This window comes from Anabaena cylindrica UHCC 0172, from assembly GCF_034931625.1.
Classification (GTDB): domain Bacteria; phylum Cyanobacteriota; class Cyanobacteriia; order Cyanobacteriales; family Nostocaceae; genus Anabaena; species Anabaena cylindrica_A.
On the sequence record NZ_JAYGGY010000081.1, the window covers coordinates 44054 to 63108 of the forward strand.

The 19055-nt window shown below is 40.1% G+C and carries 13 protein-coding genes and 1 riboswitch; of the genes, 5 read left to right on the top strand and 8 right to left on the bottom strand.

The annotated features are described in order from the left end of the window. Nucleotides 1-289 precede the first annotated feature (289 nt). Nucleotides 290-547, top strand: a complete 258-nt coding sequence (locus VB713_RS16345) for a hypothetical protein (protein ID WP_323312623.1) — start codon at nt 290-292, stop codon at nt 545-547. Between the two features lie 40 nt (nt 548-587). On the opposite strand, the gene VB713_RS16350 is transcribed toward VB713_RS16345, so the two are convergent. The 3 genes from VB713_RS16350 to VB713_RS16360 all read right to left on the bottom strand — a co-directional run bounded on the left by VB713_RS16350 (nt 588) and on the right by VB713_RS16360 (nt 3317). Then, nucleotides 588-2135 (bottom strand): mercuric reductase, encoded by a 1548-nt coding sequence (locus tag VB713_RS16350; protein ID WP_323312569.1) that lies wholly within the window; start codon nt 2133-2135, stop codon nt 588-590. A 170-nt stretch (nt 2136-2305) separates the two neighbouring features. Then, a complete protein-coding gene (locus tag VB713_RS16355; RefSeq protein WP_323312570.1) occupies nt 2306-2512 on the bottom strand; it encodes a hypothetical protein in 207 nt (68 codons plus the stop codon). Nucleotides 2513-2897: 385 nt separating this feature from the next. Next, nucleotides 2898-3317 carry a Fur family transcriptional regulator gene (locus VB713_RS16360; RefSeq protein WP_323312571.1) on the bottom strand — a complete coding sequence of 140 codons (420 nt, stop codon included), beginning with the start codon at nt 3315-3317 and terminating at the stop codon, nt 2898-2900. 192 nt (nt 3318-3509) lie between these two features. Between VB713_RS16360 and VB713_RS16365 the strand changes: the two genes are divergently transcribed. Continuing rightward, entirely contained in the window at nt 3510-4040 is a 531-nt protein-coding gene (locus tag VB713_RS16365) for a peroxiredoxin (protein ID WP_323312572.1), read from the top strand. 216 nt (nt 4041-4256) lie between these two features. Continuing rightward, nucleotides 4257-5621, top strand: coding sequence for a glutathione-disulfide reductase (gor, locus tag VB713_RS16370; RefSeq protein ID WP_323312573.1), 1365 nt, complete (start codon nt 4257-4259; stop codon nt 5619-5621). 148 nt (nt 5622-5769) lie between these two features. Here the strand turns inward: gor and VB713_RS16375 are convergent, their stop codons facing one another. The 5 genes from VB713_RS16375 to VB713_RS16395 form a co-directional block, all read right to left on the bottom strand. Then, the gene (locus VB713_RS16375; RefSeq protein ID WP_323312574.1) at nt 5770-7650 is read right to left on the bottom strand and encodes an ABC transporter ATP-binding protein; all 1881 of its coding nucleotides are present in this window, start codon (nt 7648-7650) and stop codon (nt 5770-5772) included. A gap of 294 nt (nt 7651-7944) precedes the next feature. Then, entirely contained in the window at nt 7945-8259 is a 315-nt protein-coding gene (locus VB713_RS16380) for a chromosome segregation ATPase (protein WP_323312575.1), read from the bottom strand. Between the two features lie 497 nt (nt 8260-8756). Next, entirely contained in the window at nt 8757-9938 is a 1182-nt protein-coding gene (locus VB713_RS16385) for a M20 family metallopeptidase (protein ID WP_323312576.1), read from the bottom strand. Nucleotides 9939-10311: 373 nt separating this feature from the next. Then, nucleotides 10312-12012, bottom strand: a complete 1701-nt coding sequence (locus VB713_RS16390; protein ID WP_323312577.1) for a serine/threonine-protein kinase — start codon at nt 12010-12012, stop codon at nt 10312-10314. Between the two features lie 297 nt (nt 12013-12309). Next, complete coding sequence (locus VB713_RS16395; protein WP_323312578.1) at nt 12310-14409, bottom strand: putative bifunctional diguanylate cyclase/phosphodiesterase; 2100 nt, start codon at nt 14407-14409, stop codon at nt 12310-12312. Between the two features lie 248 nt (nt 14410-14657). Here VB713_RS16395 and VB713_RS16400 point away from each other — a divergent pair, with 248 nt between their 5' ends. Both VB713_RS16400 and VB713_RS16405 read left to right on the top strand, forming a co-directional pair. After that, complete coding sequence (locus tag VB713_RS16400) at nt 14658-17981, top strand: ATP-binding protein (RefSeq protein ID WP_323312579.1); 3324 nt, start codon at nt 14658-14660, stop codon at nt 17979-17981. A 103-nt stretch (nt 17982-18084) separates the two neighbouring features. Continuing rightward, on the top strand, nt 18085-18528 hold the full coding sequence (locus tag VB713_RS16405) for a response regulator (RefSeq protein WP_323312580.1): 444 nt from the start codon (nt 18085-18087) through the stop codon (nt 18526-18528). A 349-nt stretch (nt 18529-18877) separates the two neighbouring features. After that, nucleotides 18878-19041, top strand: a riboswitch (cobalamin riboswitch). Nucleotides 19042-19055: the final 14 nt, after the last annotated feature.

The following is a 19055-nucleotide window of genomic DNA, read 5'->3' on the forward strand; positions in this document are numbered from 1 at the left end:
CCCTCCAAATCACCTAATTCGACCAATACGGTCGCCCTAACAGATATCTAGTAAAAAAGGTTGTAGAAACATGGAACGTCTCTACAAAGATTCTAAAAAACTCACATTTAAGATCAATTAATTACGTAATTCTTATCTCTATTAATTTAAAATTGATATTTTCCTCTATCTCCTTACACTCAATCTGAACACAAAATCTTTGCTTATTCCTCCCTGAGAAGGATGAATCAATATTGAATGAATGCTAGTATATTTATGCAAGAATGTATACTAACAAATAATTATGTCTATGGTATCCCCAAAAAAATTACACGGTACAGAGTTAGTGGATTGTGCTAGAGCAAATGCAAAGTTAGGAATTGAAACGGCTGCTTATCAATGTGGCTATGATGATGATATTAAAACATTTTCCCAAGAACTGCATCAAGCTTGTGAGTCAATGAATTTAAAAGTTAAAGAACTTAGTGAACTGATTACCGACCAGGATATAATGTTAAAAATGGGTGCAGGAGAAATTATTGCTCCTGATACGGCATCAGAACTTTAGAGACTTTAGAAGCAGATAGAGTTGAGAGAAGATACCCGGCTCAGGAAAATTTTGTTAAAAACTCCAGGATTTTTTTAGTTCTGGGTGTTAGGAGTGTCCGACGATAAGCATCTGCCGATTTTTTGATGGCTTCGGCTTGAGTTGGGTAAGGATGAATGACAGTGCTGAGTTTGCTCAGACCGATTTTATTGACAATGGCTGTAGTAATTTCGGAAATCATTTCACCTGCATGATTAGCAACGATTGTGGCACCGAGAATTTGGTCTGATCCCTTTTTGTGGTGGATTTTGAGAAAGCCTGACTCTTCACTATCTGCGATCGCTCGATCTACACTACTAAAAGGGATTTTAATAGTTTCTACCTCAATACCCAGTTTCTCAGCTTCGTCTGCATACATCCCCACATGGGCAATTTCTGGATCAGTGTATGTTACCCAAGGCATCACCAAACTGCTGAGTTGAGAACGTCCCCAACCAAAGGGAGAAAACAGCGTATTCTTAATCACAATTCGTGCCGCAGCATCAGCCGCATGGGTAAACTTCCAATTCATGCAGATATCTCCCGCTGCATAAATTTTAGAGTTAGTTGTTTGTAGATAATCATTTACCTTCACACCTAAGCCTTTATCGTACTCAACTCCCACCGCTTCTAAATTCAAGCCTTCCACATTTGGCGCACGTCCTGCACCTACTAAAATCTCATTTACAGTCACAGAATCTCGATTACCATGAGATGAAAAATAAAGTCGCTTTCCTTCCGTAACTGTTACCACTTCTTCTAACTTAGAATTCAGCACCAAGCGAATACCTTCAGCAATCAAAACCTTTTGTAAAATTTCCGCAGCTTCTTTATCTTCTTTATTGAGAATGTGAGAACTGTTATGAAATAATGTCACCTCACAACCCAAGCGTTGAAAAGTCTGTGCCAATTCGCAACCAATGGGACCTCCACCAATTACCGCCAACTTATCTGGTTTTTGAATCAGAGAAAAAACCGTTTCATTCGTTAAATACCCCGCTTCTTCAATACCAATAATTGCAGGTTTAACTGCTCTTGCACCAGTAGCAATTACAGCTTTTTTAAACTTGAGAACTTTATCGTCAACTTCTACAGTATTCTTGCTTGTAAACTTACCATTCCCTAAAAAAACATCAATTCCTAAATTTTTAAATCTTGCTGCTGAATCATGATGACTAATACCCGCTCTAATTTTACGTAATCTAGCCATGACTGTGGCAAAATCCACTTCAATATGTTGGGAAATATTAATACCTAAATCCTTAGCTTTCCACATTTCTCCAACTACACGAGCAGACCTAATTAGAGATTTAGATGGTATACAACCAACATTTAAGCAATCTCCACCCATGAGATTCTTTTCAATTAATGCAACTTTTAAACCCAAATCTAAACCCGCAGCACCCGCAGCTACGACTAGTCCTGCTGTACCCGCACCAATTACTACCAAATCATAAAAATCAACAGGTTGGGGATTAACCCAATTTGCCGGATGAACATTGGCTACCAGCTTCTGATTATACTCATCCATTGGCAAAACAGTCACTCTCTCAAATTCTGTAATAGACATTATGTATTACCTCTGAATGGTGATGTATAAAGTAGGTTTTTGATTCTAGTCTTGAGTTAATCGGTTAAAGATGTTGTCTTTACAATCAATATAGCCTTATGAATATTTTGTCAGTTTTATATTTAACAGTTCTTCAGAAATAATAACTATATAAATAAATACGCTTGGTGTTAACAAACTCGGTCTAATACCTGAATACGACCTTTAATCACACGGCGCAAAAGTCTGTTGAGTGCTTCTTCTTCTTCCTTATCCTTGGATTCATCTAAAATAGCTGCCATTAGTCCATAGCGATCAGCTAGAGTCAAAACCCCTGTGTCAGCAGAAGTAGCGATAATTTCCGAAATAGCACCAGGAAGGATTTGGATTTGAAGCATAGGTTTGGCTTTGAACTCTATTAATTTAATATCTCCTCAAATTTAATATATTCTGGTGATTGACCTAATGTATTTAGTGTGATAAATATCAAATTTTTTTGTGATCTAAATACTCATAAATTAGTGATTTACATCACTTACACGGCTAGATAAAGGTGAATATTGATCATGGCGATCAGTTAGGAGGTAGCATGGAAGAAGGTTTGAACCTCATTCGTTTTTCTACATCTATTAGAGCTAATATTTTATTTTTACAGAATACGTAGGGTGTGTATAGTTCCTGATTGTGATCAAGCATAAATTGACCCACCTTAGAAATACTGAGATTTAAAAAAATTCAATCAGATTTATATTATTAGATTTAATTGTGGCGACTGATTTAACTTTACTCGCCGCAGGCATCGCATAAACCCTGAACCGTGACTTCATAGGTTTCCCCATGCAAACCAGGACGTAGACTTTTTAGCCCAATAAAGTTGAATGTATCCCAAGCAATATCTTCAATTGCACCACATTTATGACAGCAAAAATGGTGATGGGGTTTAACATTGGCATCATAGCGAGAAACCCCCTCTTGTAATAACACTTCTCGCACCAGTCCCACTTCTCTGAGCGCTTGTAGAGAACTATAGATAGTTGCTTGGGAAGAAACAGGAAAATCTTTATTCAGATCAGTCAGTATTTGCTCAACTGTCGGGTGATCTGTGCGATATAACAAATTTGCATAGACCGCAAACCGCTGAGGAGTCACCCTCAAACCCTTGGATTTTAAGGTTTGAACGATCGCGTTTGCTTGTTCCTGCATGGTCTTTGCTGTATCTAATATAGTTTTTGTTTTTTATTGATCTACATTATAGCCCATCTAATTAAGGAATTAGTATAATACTTAACTTTTTATTAGATTTAGGTATTTATAACTATTGAATATTTACTAAATCAGAATTATTCTGAGGTAGAATTAAATATAAGTTCACAACATCACAATTAAGAGGTCAACATGACTGTAATCGAAACTGTTCCTAACGTTGTCTTTAAAACCCGCGTTCGTGACGAGTCTGTTGGTGGACCCAACCCCTTCCGCTGGCAAGAACGCACCACACAGGAACTTTTCGCTGGTAAGCGGGTTGTTGTATTTTCCTTACCTGGAGCTTTTACCCCTACCTGTTCTACCTCACACCTACCCCGTTATGAAGAACTCTACAAAGAATTCAAAGCCTTGGGTGTTGACAGCGTGATTTGTATATCTGTAAACGATGCTTTTGTTATGTACCAATGGGGTCAACAACAAAAAGCTACCAATGTCTTCTTGCTCCCTGATGGTAACGGCGAATTTACACGCAAAATGGGGATGTTGGTTGATAAATCCAACTTGGGCTTTGGAATGCGTTCTTGGCGCTACTCAATGGTGGTAAATGACAGCAAAATCGAAAAGATGTTCATTGAGCCAGGTTTCGATGACAATTTTCCCTCAGATCCCTTTGAAGTATCAGATGCAGACACCATGCTGGCTTACCTCAAGAGTGTCTAGACTGGCGTTGCTGTTTTAGGAGTACTGATGCCTGAGTTTTGAGCAACCCTATACATGATTAAAACTAGGTGATGAAAGTGAGGAAGCATAATTGCTCTTGTTTGCTCACTACTCTGAACTGAGAAGCGTTTCGGTAACTTCGAGAAAACTTAATTTCACCCCATCAGGGTATGAGATTACCATGATCTTAATAGCGATATAAAACCTAGGGGACACATGAGCTACGATTTTGATTTGTTTGTAATTGGTGCTGGTTCTGGTGGTATTGCCACTGCTAGACGTGCAGCAGAATATGGTGCGAAGGTAGGAATTGCTGAGTTTGATAGACTAGGCGGAACCTGCGTTAATCGTGGCTGTGTCCCCAAAAAACTCATGGTTTACGCTGCCAATTTTCCTGGCTTGTTTGAAGATGCCCAAGGATATGGCTGGAGTTCTGTAGAGAGTTCCTTAAATTGGGAAAAGATGATCACTGTGGTCAACAATGAGGTAACACGCCTCAATGGAATTTATCAAAAAATGTTAGATAATTCCAAAGTTGAGCTTGTGCAGGGATACGGCAAGTTTGTTGATGCTCATACCGTCATTGTTAGCAATGGGCAAGATCAACGCCAAGTGACCGCAGATAAGGTGTTGATTGCTGTTGGTGGACATCCTGTTAAACCCAACATTTTAGGAATTGAACACGCCATTACCTCCGATGATATTTTTAACCTCCAAGAACAGCCGAAAAGAATGGTGATTTTGGGTGGAGGTTACATTGGAACAGAATTTGCTTGCATTATGAATGGATTGGGAACTGAAGTCACCCAAGTGATTCGTGGTGATTCCCTTTTGCGTGGTTTTGATGATGATTTGCAGAATGAAATTTATCAAGGTATGACTAACCACGGGATTCGGATTCTCAACAAAGTGGAAATGATTGCCATTGAGAAAGATGCTGAAGGAATTAAGGTGACAGTTCGCCAAGATGGTGATGCTGAGGAGACAGTTGTGGTTGATGTTGTCAGTTTAGCTGCCTTGGGACGCAAACCAAATACACAAAACCTCGGTTTAGAAAATACCAAGGTCAAGCTGCATGATGGCTCAATTGTGGTTGATAAATACAGCCGCACAAGTGAAGAGAATATCTACGCAGTGGGAGATTGTAGTAATAAAATCAATCTCACCCCGGTAGCAATTAATGAAGGTCGAGCATTTGCTGATACTGTATTCGGTGGCAAGTCTCGAACTATGAGTTATGAAAATATCCCTACAGCTATTTTTACAAATCCAGAAGCCGCAACGGTTGGTTTGACGGAAGCAGAAGCCAGAGAACAATATGGTGATGCAGTGAAAATTTACCGGACTCGTTTTCGTCCCATGTACTATACCTTAGCTGGTAAAGAGGAAAAAACGATGATGAAATTGGTGGTTGATCAGAACACCGATAAGGTGCTGGGGGCGCACATGGTGGGAACAAATGCGGCAGAGATTATTCAAGGAATTGCGATCGCACTCAAGATGGGTGCAACTAAAGCTAACTTTGATGCCACAGTAGGTATACATCCTAGTTCCGCTGAAGAGTTCGTCACCATGCGCTAAGAATCAGTTACAAGTAGTCGGATGAAATTAAATTCACTCGTTGAAAGAGGGAACAGGGAACAGAAAAATCAGTTGTGTAATTAATTCTGTCCCATTATTTAGCAGGAGTTAGGACTCAGAACATTGATTCTGATTCCTGGATTCTTCTTCACGTCCCCAACATTTGCAAATTATGCAAAGTGGCATAAAGTCCTCCTTGTTCTATCAATTGCTCATGACTTCCTTGCTCGATTAATTCCCCACGCTTCAAAACAAAAATCCGGTCTACATTGCGAATAGTTGACAAGCGGTGAGCAATAATAATCGCCGTCCGTTTGATTAAAAGCTGATTTAGAGCCTGTTGAACTAAAGCTTCTGTTCCCACATCTAAACTAGCTGTAGCTTCATCTAATACCAAAATTTGGGGATTACGAATAGCAGCACGAGCAAATGCTAAAAGTTGTTTTTGTCCACTAGAAATATTTGTTCCCCGTTCTCGTAATTGAGTATCATAGCCTTGAGGCAATTGATCAATAAACTCAGAAACATTAGTTTTTTTTGCTGCTTGTTCAATCTCTTCAAAGGTATAGCTGTCCCCTAAAGTAATATTACCTTTGACATCACCAGCAAACAAAAAAGCTTCTTGTAAAATTACTGCCATATAACGCCGTAGTTCTGCTTGTGGTATCTCACGGATATCTACACCATCAATCAAAATGCGTCCTTGAGTAGGTTCATAGAGACGACACAAAAGCCGAATAATAGAACTTTTCCCTGCACCTGTCGGCCCCACCAAAGCTATTTTTTCCCCTGGATAAATTGTAAAATCTAAATCTTTAATTACATAATCATCATCTTTATAAGCAAACCAGACGTGTTCAAAACAAATTTCTCCAAGTTCAGGTGGAGTAGTAAAATTTTGGGATTCTAAATCCCTAATGATCTCATCTATATAGCCGAATTGAGCATCTAAAAGTGAGAATCTGGAATTGACATTATCTTCGATTTCTATCGGTTCATCTAAAATATCGTTTACCCTTTCAACAGCAGTGAATCCAGATTGAATAACAGTGAATTTTTCGGCAAAATTCCGCAGAGGATCGAATAATTGCTGGGCATACAAAATAAATGTAGTTAAAATACCAAAGGTAAGATTTTTTTCTAACAGTAACCAACCACCTATTCCTAATACTCCGGCAATAGCAATCAAACTAATCCATTCTAAGGTTCCTGAAACGGCAGAATCATACCAAATGGTGGCATCAACTTCTTTAACATAGCGGTTGTTCGTAGCGCGAAACAGTTCTGCATTGAATTTTTCCCGGCGGAACAACTGCACTACATTAATACCAACAATATTTTCTTGTAGCTGGGAATTGAGTTTTGATAATTCTTCTCGTACTTTGTAATTAGCACTGCGATACTGCTGCTGAAAGTAAATAATTAACCAGGTGATTGGGCAAAGAATTAATAACAGCAAGCAAGCAAGTTGCCACTGGAGAGAAAACATCAAACCGACAATTACCACCATGGAAAACAAATCGGAGACAATGCCAATTGCCCCTGTTGCAAACACATCTCCTAAACTTTCTACATCACTGGTAAGTCTAGTTATGAGTTTACCTACAGGTGTGCGGTCAAAAAAGCGCACCGCAAGAGATGTGACATGGCGAAATAAATCTTCACGAATTGTCGCTGTAATTTTTTGTCCTAGCTTCTGTACCAGATAGCCCTGAATACCTGTGAGTGATAGTCTGGTAACTATCGTAGCGAGGAAGCATCCTTGGAGGATACTTAACCCTTCCCATAACGAGCGATTTTTGAGAAATTCGTAGGTACTGGGTTCTTGACGAATCAAGGATATTGCCTGTCCAATCAGTAGCGGTTGAATGGCGTTAGCTATAGAGATGGGGACAAGTAAAAACATTGATACCGTTAATAACCGCCCACTACGGCGGGCATAAGGTACTAAACGCAAAAATAACCGCCAGTCATTTCTCCGGGGACGGTATTCTTTGTTAGATTTTTCCTGGGGTTGGTAGATGACCATATTAAAAGTTAATTGAAGTTTAGACTTTATTTATACAAATGTACTATTTAATTTTGCAATTCAATCTATAAATCCTAAGACATTTTTTGGCTCTAGTATCTTTTTTATGGTGATTGAGGACTGATTATAACAAAACCCTTACGGAGCAAGGGTTATAAACAAGCCCATATTTTCACTGAAATGCCTACACAATAAGGCTTTCAATGGGTTTGAACCAGTTTTTCCATAAAAAAAACCGAAGAACCTTTATTAGTTCAAGGACTGAGATGTATAGCGATTCACTTTTTATTTAATTCACCCAATGCCTAACATTCTATTAACCTGTTCTGACTGTAAGGGTTTGCGCTCTATATTCTGAAAACACTCAACTTTTTTTAGATATGTTGAGGCGGTTTTAAAATTACTTAGGCTCAGTATAACCATATCTTCATATACTGAATCTTGGGGTATTTTAATATCTACAACTAAATCTTCTAGTTTATTTTGGTCAATCGCAAATCTCAGATATTTTAAAAATACTTCCCGCTTTTTAGAACGCACAGTTAACAAGTACCAATTATTACTAATAGGTTGTGGTGATGAAGATTCTAGAGGTTCTATTGATGGCATAGTATAGGTGAAGTTTATGATCAAAACAAAAGCTTGAAGTTGCTTTTGGGATTATCTTAATGAATAGCAGTTAAAAAGGGATTTTTCATAGCAGTAGATAAGGCGCTTAGGACATTAAAAGATGATACAATTTAGACATCAAGAGGCCTTTAGCACTATCACCTGCTATAACTGACTATTAATCAAAATAGTATAGCAGTATTTTCCTCGGTTCTTCACCTCTAAGTACCAGGGTAAGCTCTTATTGAAGATATGTAAGAATTCAGGAGTCAGGAGTCAGGAGTCACGAGTCAGGAGTCAGGAGTCAGGAGGAAGAAAGAAGAAAGAAGAAAGAAGAAGGAAGAAGGAAGAATATTTTTCTCTTCTGTTCCCTGCTATATCAAATATTCTGTATCCTGAATCCTTGCGAAGATATAGATATTAATGAAAAACTACTCCTCGCTAGTGTAGAGGAGTTTAGTAAATCAGATGTAATAAATACTCAATATAAATGTAGTTTATTTACTTTTCCAGAATTTGTAAGCCGCATAAGCTAAAGTTACAACCCCAGTCATAATTGCAGATTCATCAACTTCAAATTGAGGATGATGTAAGGGATAATTGATGATTCTATCTTTGTAACCTACACCCAAGCGAAACATCGAACCGGGGGCGTGTTCTAAATAAACAGAAAAATCTTCAGCCCCAAGGGAAGGTTCGGGTAAGATTTGGACTAATTCGCTACTCCAAGCTTCTTCTGCTGATGATTGCAATAATTGTGTTAGTGCATAATCGTTTTGTACACTGGGTACACCCTGGCGATAGTTAACTTGGTACTTAGCGCCGTAGGAATTGCAAACATTAGCGACAATATTCTCAATCCAGTGTGCTAATTGGGCGCGGGTTTCTGGGTGGAGCGATCGCACCGTACCCAATAACTGTACTTTATCAGCAATCACATTGGGCGCTCTACCACCATTAATCTGTCCGATACTCAACACTACAGGGCGTAAAGGATTTTGAGTGCGGCTAATCGCTTGTTGCAATGTAGTAATTACCTGGGCAGCAATCCAAATAGCATCAATCGCTTCATGGGGACGCGCACCATGTCCAGATTCACCCATAATGATAATCTCTAAATCATCCGCTGCTGCTGTCAATGCCCCATAACGGATACCAACAGAACCAGCCGGGATAGAAGGAAAAACATGAACCCCCAAAATAGCAGAGACATTTTCCATCACCCCATCTTTTACCATCCAGTTTGCACCTTGGGCAATTTCTTCTGCTGGCTGAAATAAAAACCTGATTTTACCACCCAACTCATCTGCTATTTGGGAAAGTACCATCGCTGTACCTAATCCCACTGTAGTATGAATATCATGACCACAAGCGTGCATCACCCCTTCTTTACGAGAAGAATATTCTAACCCGCTCCGTTCTTGGATTGGCAAAGCATCCATATCAGTGCGAATTGCCAAGATCCGATCATCTTGACTAGCCCCTTGTAACTCGCCAATCACACCAGTTTTACCCACTCCCTCTTCTACGTGCAAACCACTGGAAGACAGTACACCAGCCACAAAAGCAGCAGTTTGATATTCTTGTCCACTGAGTTCTGGGTGTGAGTGGATATGGCGGCGAATCTCCACTAAGCGGGGTGCTAGGGTGGCGGCTAAGTCTTTAATTCGGGTCAGCATTTAATTAATTTTAGTTGATCAGTGTTGTTTCCATGATAGATAAGTGCCAATTGCCAAAATGCTCTCACTTGACAGGAAAAAAGGGCTTTGGCCTTCCATCTGGGGCAATTGTGAAGAAGATATAAAAATTTTGCAAATTATAATGCTAAGACTAGCCAAAGCCAAATAAATGATATAAAATTTATTTTAGTGACTATACCGAAAGATTTATAGACTACCAATTATGTGGTCCCCCTAGCTTAGATAAAACAGCTAGGGGGATCTTGTTTTATATCTCGTTCCTAGTCTCCGGCTAGGAATGCTATCCCAGAGTCTCTGACTCCTGACTCCTAGCCCTAACATATTCTTGATTTTGTGTAGGTTCTATTAAAAATTATCGCCACCCTAACCAACGTAAACAAGGAACAATGAGATAATAACTCAACCCTAAACAAAGACTAATTAAAATACCCACAAAACCAAAAAAGGCGATAGGTACAAATAACTCTAACCCGCCTGGTTGATTGGAGGAAAAATGAATAGAAGGAACTGGTAAACCTAGATGAATTAAGGCTGCTAAGATGTTTGCACTCCCAAAGGAAGCTATGAAGGCGTAAGCTAGATAATGGGTACGCAGACCTAAACCCAAGGTGAGTATGGAAATTGACACTAACATCCATGCAACTAAACCTTCGGCGCTATGATGTGGGGTGATGAATTGCCAAGCTATCCAGCCTAAACTATTGCCAATTAAACCCATGAGTGCTGCCATCAAAAATCGCCGTTTTTGACCAAAACTGCCAGATACGGTAATTCCCCAAGCGGTTCCTAAACCAGCAGCAGCAAATACTATCATTTCTTTTGCTGAAGTTGGTTGAGAATTTTGGATTAATGCTGGTAATTGGCGGGATATAAATTCCTCGATGAAAGCGCCTAATCTGCTTTGATAAGCCAAGATAAAACCAACGATAGTACCTAAACTAGCACCAATACCGCCTAAAATCATCGCCCAAATTGTTGACAGACAAGCTAGTAAAAATTTGAGAATTGCCTGGACTGTGAATAGAGTTGTGCTACCCACAGCTTGGGTAAATTGGGTGACAGATTGAATAACAGTAGTTTTGAGTTGGGTAAATAAATTTGGTTGTGATCCGGCGGGGACAATTTTCAGTAACCGTTTTTGAATTATAGCTGCATGGGCGGGACGCGATCGCACATCCGTCTTTACCATTTCATCTAATAAGTCTGCTAGACGGGGGTTGATATTGCAGCGATTGCGCCAACGTAACTCCCCAGTGATGGGATCTTCTAAATTTTGGGGATGCTTACCGGTGAGTAATTCAATCATTGTCCGCCCCAAGGCGTAAAAATCTGCTGCTGGCCCCACATTCCCACCAATTACCTGTTCTGGGGGACTGTAACCAGAGGAAAATAGTCTTGTAGAGGGAGAGTGCGATCGCAATATCGCCCCACTAAATTGTTTAGCACCACCAAAATCAATTAGTACCAATTGTTGCACTTGCAGAAGTGCGCTTGGTGAAGGGTTCCGTAGCATTAAATTAGAAGGTTTAATATCCCTATGAATAATTTGGCGTTTATGCAGTTCCTGTAAAATTTTTACAGCCTGGGCGAACCAACTTAGCACCAAATCCTCTGGACATCCTTGCGGATAATTTTTGCGGATTTCCTCCAAATTTTGCCCATCAATTTTTTCCATCACCAGACAAGCCAACTGGTGCGGTTTAGGACTAGTTAAATTAATTTGAAAATACCCGTCAGCATCAACTTTGGGAACACCTGGATGTCGGAAACTACTTAAAACCTCCGCTTCCTGGATAAACAATTCCAAAGCCTTAGGAGAATCTTCCACTAAGACTTTTAGAACTTTTTCAGTCTCGGTTTTTTCATCCCAAACCGTGTAAATTTGGGCAAAACCTCCTGAACCCAAAGGATTAATAGGGTCGTAGCGGTCTAATAACTGTAACGGTGCGCCACAGCTATTACAAAATTTGTTTCCCCAAGGTTGAGGATAGGGACGTTGACAGTCAGGATTTATGCAGTGAACCGCACTCTGATTTATCTGGGACAAAACCACGAAAATACAAAGGCTGAATCGATTTTAGCGCCTATTTTGTCTTCTTTACTCAACTTCATTTGTTGCTTAGATAAATTTTTGCTGGTGTTGTTGAAATTTTCTTTACCCAAAATATAGAAGTGTAGTGATTTTCATAAGTGTAGAGGGCGGACTAGGTCAATAAAAATCAAAGAGTTTTCCTGAATTGACAATAAAATAGCAGGAGTCCCATCGCAACCGAGTTTATACGGGCTAAACGCCTCTCTACCGCTACAGGACTCTCGACAAGGTTAGATATTTTGTTTTGAGAATCAAAAGCTAATAAAATTTATCATAGTCTTTGTTGAGAAAGTAGGTTTCAATTTCCTCCGCAGCCAAGGGTTTAGAAAATAAATATCCCTGACCAAATTCACATCCTAATTCCTGTAACCATTGTAGTTGCTGTGGTGTTTCAATTCCTTCTGCTATAACATTTAAGCCGAGTTGATTACTCAAAGTGATGATAGTACTCACAACTTGATAATTACGATTTCCTGCCTGCATTTGAGTCACAAAAGAGCGATCAATTTTCAAGTTATCAGCAGGTAAACGATGAAGATAATTGAGTGATGAATAACCAGTCCCAAAGTCATCAATACTAATTTGGTTTTTTCTTAACTTTATTTTAGTTAACAAATCAATTGTTTGATTGATATTTTCAATTAGCATACTCTCTGTAATTTCTAAGCTGATGGATTCACCATCTAACTTTGTTTCTTGTAAGATTTTATCAATATTTTTAATTAAATTATCTTGGCGAATATCTTGAACAGAGAGATTAATACTCATTTTTAGTGGGAAGCGATTAGGAAACTTAGTTTTCCAGGTGGCCAATTGTTGACAAGCTGTGAAAAATATCCACTGATCTATCGGCACGATTAGTCCAGTTTCTTCGGCAATAGGAATAAATTCATTTGGTAAAATAAATCCACGAGTTGGATGTTGCCAGCGCACTAATGCCTCAAATCCAATCAGCCGACTGCCAACTATATCAATAATAGGCTGGTAATATACGATAAATTCTTCTCTTTCGAGAGCTTTACGAATTTCGGTTTCTAGAGTTAGTCGATTTACTGCTTGGGTATGCATTTGGGCATCAAAAATTTTGTATGAATTTCTGCCTTGTTCTTTGGCTTGATACATAGCAATATCTGCATCTCGGAGTAAATCGGCAGCAAAATCATAGTTTTTTGTTCCTAAAACAATACCGATGCTTGTGCTGATCACAACTTCGGAATTATTAATGATCAATGGTGTTTGAAAATCTTTAAGTATACGCGTGGTAATTTGGATGGCTTGTTCCAAATTATATATATTTTCTAATAAAACTACGAATTCATCACCACCGAGTCGAGCCACTAAATCAATTTCACGCAGATGAATTTTCAGCCTTTTAGCAATACTCTTAAGTAGTTGATCTCCAGCTAAATGCCCTAAACTGTCATTGATGACTTTAAATCGATCTAAATCTAGAAATAAGACAGCATAATGATAGTTTTCTACTCGCTTAGTGCGGTGAATTGCTAATTCAAGTCGCTCTTCCAAAAGCGTCCGATTGGGTAGGTTTGTTAATGGATCATGTAAAGCATTGTGAATCAGTAATTCCTGTGCGTGTTTGCGATCGCTCACATCCAATAAAATACCATGCCAAATAGTATCTCCGTTTTCCCTTAATTCTGGGCAGGCGCTGGCCTGTACCCACTTTAACTTGCCAGATTGTGTGACTAATCGCCACTCGTAAGAAAATTGATTTAAAGTTTGAATGCTTTGTTTAGCAGCTAAATAACATCCTGCACGATCATCAGTATGAATTTGTGCAAAGCAAAGAGAGATATTTTCTAAAACTTGATCTGGCGTTAACTCTAAAAGAGATAAACAGCCCAAACTGACGTATTCAAAGGCAGCAGAACCATCGGAATGCTGCACCAGAGTGTATATCATGCCTGGTATATTAGAGGCTAATGTTTCTAATAGACTTTGGGCTTGTTTGTGTTCTGCTCGTACCTGGACATCCCGAAGTTCTCGACGCACTGCCTCTGGTAATCGGTTTAAGTTGTCCTTCATCACATAATCATGAGCGCCTGCTTTCATCATTTCCACGGCTGATACTTCGCCAATTGTGCCGGAAACAAGAATGAAAGGAATATCTTTTTGACTCTGTTTGACTATTTGCAAAGCCGCAGGTGCATTGAATCCAGGCAAGCGGTAATCTGAAAGTATGATATCCCATGTACGGCTATCGAGGGCTATGCATAGCTCTTGGGCGGTTTGGACACGCTCCCAAATTGGATTGAAGCCACCGCGATGCAGTTCCCGGAGAACTAACATAGCATCAGCTTCTGAATCTTCAATAATCAGGACATTTAAGGGTTCACTCATAATTTGGAGGGAATCTTTAACAAAGATAAGAGCCACAAGAAGATTGACCTTAACCAAGTTTCTTGAGTTAGCTGTTCAGGCATTCTCTGATACAGTCTAAATTTAATACTAGCTGAGTTTCCTATTAGTCCGCGCCAGCGACTTTCTTCCGAAAAGATACTGAATACGTGTCATATTTGTGTGAAGGCGGCTGCCATTCGCTGATCAACAACTTTTAATAAATCAAAAACATTAAACGAGTTCGTTCAATGTATTTAACAAAAATTTTAGGATCAAAATTACCTGAAAATCGGCAACTGGGAGGCTTAATCTTACTGATTATTGCTGGTTTTTTGGGAAATTACTTCCATTGGACATTATTTTTCGACATTGATTTTCTGTTTGGTGCGATCGCTGTTTGGATTGTCGTCTGTCTATACGGGGTGAGATGGGGAACTTTGGCTGGTTTTATTGCTGGCATCTGTACCTACGTGATTTGGCATCATCCCTATACCACCTTAACTTTTACGGCAGAAGCACTATTTGTCGGTTGGCTATTTCACAGACGACAGCAAAATAATATCGTTTTGCTGGATGCTCTTTTTTGGTTGGTAATTGGGATGCCACTTATATGGATATTTTATGCGATCGTTCTCCATGTCGATCCGACTCAATCCCGAATTATTCTTTTTAAGCAGCCTGTCAATGGTATCTTCAACGCCCTCATTGCCAGCTTATTACTGACGCATTCGCCTATTCATCGTTGGGTTGATCGTCCACCGGCTATTAGCACCCTTTCATTACAACAAACGCTGTTTAATCTGTTAGTCGCTTTTGTGTCGTTTCCTACCTTAATTTTAATTGTGTTAGGCAGCCATCAGGTGGTCAATGACATCAAAAACACCGTTCGTTTAGACTTAAATGATGCCTCTCGTTACTTGACAGCTGAGGTGTGTGGCTGGTACGAGAGACGTTTGACTTCTGTGAATGAACTTGCCGAATTAGTGATACTCAACTCTTTCCAGAGCGATGCTTTACAACAAAATGCTGCATTCGTGAGCCGGATTTTTCCTGAGTTTCGACACATTCATATTTTAGATGAGACAGGAAAAACCATTCTCGATTTTGAGGATAATGACTCTGTTGTTCAGATCGCCTTTAATCAAAACGAGTATTTCGAGCAAATACGGCGATCGCCCCAACCGTTTCTCTCTCCTGTTCGGCTGCTACCGGACAATTCTTCCTTTCCCATTGCCTTATTTGGCGTGCCAATTCTGAAGGATGGAAAACTGATAGGTGCTATTTTTACTGAAATTAATTTAAGCAACATCACAAAGTTATTACAGTCTAATTTGGGTGAAGAAAAGCTAGATATCACATTAGTTGATCAACAGCAGACAGTAGCTGCCTCCACGAAACCAGAATGGATTGGTACTCCATCCTTCAATTGGCGTGAGGATGGTAGGGTTGACCAAATAGGTACTCAAATCTACCATTGGCTACCAACTACTGCTAGTCCTCTGGTCATGGTGCAGTGGCAAAATTCCCTATTTGTGAAAGAGTTTGCTATTAATCAGACAATTCCTTGGAAACTGGTTGTCCAGATAGCTGCAAGCTCTTATGTGCGCCAGATTGAGTGGGTTCATACCCGCAACATGGCAATACTGCTATTTGTCTCCGGACTGGCTCTAATTTCTGCTACTTTAGTTAGTCGTCAATTGGTTAAACCGTTGTTTCAATTGGCAGATGTGACTACTAATTTACCAAATAAACTGCTAGAGCAAAAACCAATCAACTGGATGCACAGTCAGGTAACTGAATTGGCGCTGTTATTGCAGAACTTCCGATTGATGGCCGTCAGTTTACAGCAAAAGTTTGGGGAAATTCACCAAGCTAATGAACTGTTAGAACAACGAGTACAGGAGAGAACTCAAGCACTACAACAAACAAATGCCGAATTAGAAATAGAGATTGCCGAGCGCAAACGGGCGGAGAAAGATCGCGATCGCTTGATTGCAATCTTACAAGCCTCTACAGACTGTATTGGGATGTCGTCACCGGATACTGTTATCCTTTGGAATAATGCCCAAGCTAATAAAATTCGAGGTCTATCCCCTGATGCAGATGTGTCAGCCTTACGTATGAAGGATTATCACCCTCAATGGGCTTTAGAAATTATTCAAAATCAAGGGCTTCCAGACGCAATACAGAATGGTAGCTGGGTGGGAGAGACGGCATTATTAACTATTGAGGGTGCAGAAATTCCAGTTTCGCAGATGATTATTGCCCACAAAACAACAGATGGCACTCTGGAATATTTTTCTACCATCATGCGCGACATCAGTGAAGCGAAACACCGGGAAGCGGATCTGATTAGAGCAAAAACAACACTGCAAAATTTGGTTGCAGGAACGGCTGCGGTGACAGGAAAAGATTTTTTCCCGGCTTTGGTTTCTCATATTGCCCAAGCCTTGCACGTCCGCTATGTCCTTGTCACTGAACTAGTAAATGGTGAACTTCAATCTCTGGCTTATTGGGCGCATGGGACATTGCAACCACAAACCGCCTACTTTCCGGCACGCACACCATGCGAATTGGCTTTGAAAAACGGACTGTTTTACTGCGAAAGCTTTGTTCAGCAAATGTTTCCCGAAGACTTAGACTTGGTGACAATGCAAGCAGATAGTTATCTGGGTATTGCTTTAAAAAATACCAACGGCGATCCTATTGGTAATCTTTGCATTCTCGACTTGCAACCACTGGCAGATATGCGGCGATTAAGGACAATTTTAGAGGTATTTGCCGCACGGGCAACAGCAGAATTAGAGCGAAAGCGAGCGATTGAAGCCTTACATGAACTGAATGAGTCTTTAGAAGTGAGGGTAATCCAACGAACTGCCCAATTACAGGCTGCTAACAAAGCTTTGGAATCGTTTTCTTATTCTGTTTCCCATGACTTGCGATCGCCTTTACGAGCGATTGATGGCTTTTCGAGAATGATCCAAGAAGACTACGGTCAACAACTGGATGCAGAAGGCAATCGGTTCTTAAAAGTTGTCCGCGATAATGCCAAACGCATGGGTGAGTTGATTGATGATTTGTTGAATTTATCTCGCTTGGATCGGAAGGAAATGTCCAAACAGCCTGTGTTAGTCAATGAATTGATTCAACAGATGTTGAGTGATTTAACTCCAGAATGGTCTGGTCGTGAGATTGAATTTGCGATCGCAGATTTACCTATCTGTCAAGCTGACTTTTCCCTCCTCACCCAAGTCTGGATTAACTTGTTATCGAATGCCATTAAGTACACCAGTTACAAATCCATCGCTCATATCGAAGTGGGTTATGAAGTGATGGATGGTGAAGGAGTGTACTTCATCAAAGATAATGGGTCAGGATTTGATATGCAGTATGCCGATAATCTCTTTGGAGTATTCCAACGTCTGCACCGTGAACAAGAATTTCCAGGTACAGGCATCGGACTAGCGATCGTTCAACGCATTATTCAACGCCACGGTGGCCGCATTTGGTCCCAAGCAGCAGTCGATCAAGGTGCAACCTTTTATTTCACCATTCCGAGTACTGAGTACTGAGTACCGAGTACTGAGTACCGAGTACCGAGTAAGGAAGTTCCTCCCCTGCTCCCTGCTCCCTGCCTCCTGCCCCCTGTCCAATGCCCAATGCCCCTTAAAACCAATGACTGACCAACCGATTTCTATCGTTTTAGTTGAAGATAATCCTGCTGATGCCGAACTAGCTATGCGGGCTTTACGTCGCGCCAGAATTGGAAATCAAGTCCAATGGCTTCAAGATGGAGCAGAAGCCCTCGATTTTTTCTTTTGTCTAGGAAAGTATACTGATCGGACTATAACAAATCAACCCAAAGTCGTTTTACTAGATTTGAAACTACCAAAAGTAAATGGATTGGAAGTTTTACGTCAACTCAAATCTGACCCCCGCACCCAAACAATTCCCGTTGTTGTATTAACTTCTTCTGCTGAAGATAGAGACGTAATAGAAAGTTACCAACTGGGGGTGAATAGCTATATCGTCAAACCCGTAGATTTTGAACAATTTAATCAAGCAGTCCAACAGCTTGGTTTTTATTGGGTTTTATTTAATCGAGTCCCTGTTTCTTGAGATTTAATGCTTAGTGTTTGATGATTCTTGATCCTCAAAATTAACATCTTGATAAATGTCAATTAGACATCTCCGAAAATAGTCAAAGTCGCTTTATGACTAGCTTCTAAGCTGCATTTTCAAATATCACAGAATGATACTATTTTGGAGATGTCTATTGACCAACTTCCCCCTAGACATATTGCCAAATCCAAACCCATCAATCTAAAATCCCCTCCCCGCAAGCGAGGAGTGGACTATGATGTATCTCATTCAAGTGCATACTCCCTTATTGACGATTTTCCGGACTTGTAGCTAACTGGCGGTAGTTGTGCTAGTAAAAAATAGCATCTCAAAATTTAGTAACGGTGATATAGTTACTCTAATCGGTTCTGATGGGTAGCAGCCATTGGCTTACGCCAAGCTGCGCTATCGGACGCAAGGGGGAAAGTTCGGTGCAAATCCGGCACTGTCCCGCAACTGTGAACCACAAATGGGTAAGTCAGGATGCCCGCCGATTAGAATCAATTCGTTTACATAAATCTGCG

Excerpts from the sequence above, each read along its gene's own strand:
- VB713_RS16385 (WP_323312576.1), bottom strand. The coding sequence starts at position 9,938 with ATGCTGACCCGAATTAAAGACTTAGCCGCCACCCTAGCACCCCGCTTA.
- VB713_RS16345 (WP_323312623.1), top strand. The coding sequence starts at position 290 with ATGGTATCCCCAAAAAAATTACACGGTACAGAGTTAGTGGATTGTGCT.
- VB713_RS16360 (WP_323312571.1), bottom strand. The coding sequence starts at position 3,317 with ATGCAGGAACAAGCAAACGCGATCGTTCAAACCTTAAAATCCAAGGGT.
- VB713_RS16400 (WP_323312579.1), top strand. The coding sequence starts at position 14,658 with ATGTATTTAACAAAAATTTTAGGATCAAAATTACCTGAAAATCGGCAA.
- VB713_RS16365 (WP_323312572.1), top strand. The coding sequence starts at position 3,510 with ATGACTGTAATCGAAACTGTTCCTAACGTTGTCTTTAAAACCCGCGTT.
- VB713_RS16380 (WP_323312575.1), bottom strand. The coding sequence starts at position 8,259 with ATGCCATCAATAGAACCTCTAGAATCTTCATCACCACAACCTATTAGT.
- VB713_RS16355 (WP_323312570.1), bottom strand. The coding sequence starts at position 2,512 with ATGCTTCAAATCCAAATCCTTCCTGGTGCTATTTCGGAAATTATCGCT.
- VB713_RS16405 (WP_323312580.1), top strand. The coding sequence starts at position 18,085 with ATGACTGACCAACCGATTTCTATCGTTTTAGTTGAAGATAATCCTGCT.
- VB713_RS16350 (WP_323312569.1), bottom strand. The coding sequence starts at position 2,135 with ATGTCTATTACAGAATTTGAGAGAGTGACTGTTTTGCCAATGGATGAG.
- gor (WP_323312573.1), top strand. The coding sequence starts at position 4,257 with ATGAGCTACGATTTTGATTTGTTTGTAATTGGTGCTGGTTCTGGTGGT.
- VB713_RS16395 (WP_323312578.1), bottom strand. The coding sequence starts at position 14,409 with ATGAGTGAACCCTTAAATGTCCTGATTATTGAAGATTCAGAAGCTGAT.
- VB713_RS16375 (WP_323312574.1), bottom strand. The coding sequence starts at position 7,650 with ATGGTCATCTACCAACCCCAGGAAAAATCTAACAAAGAATACCGTCCC.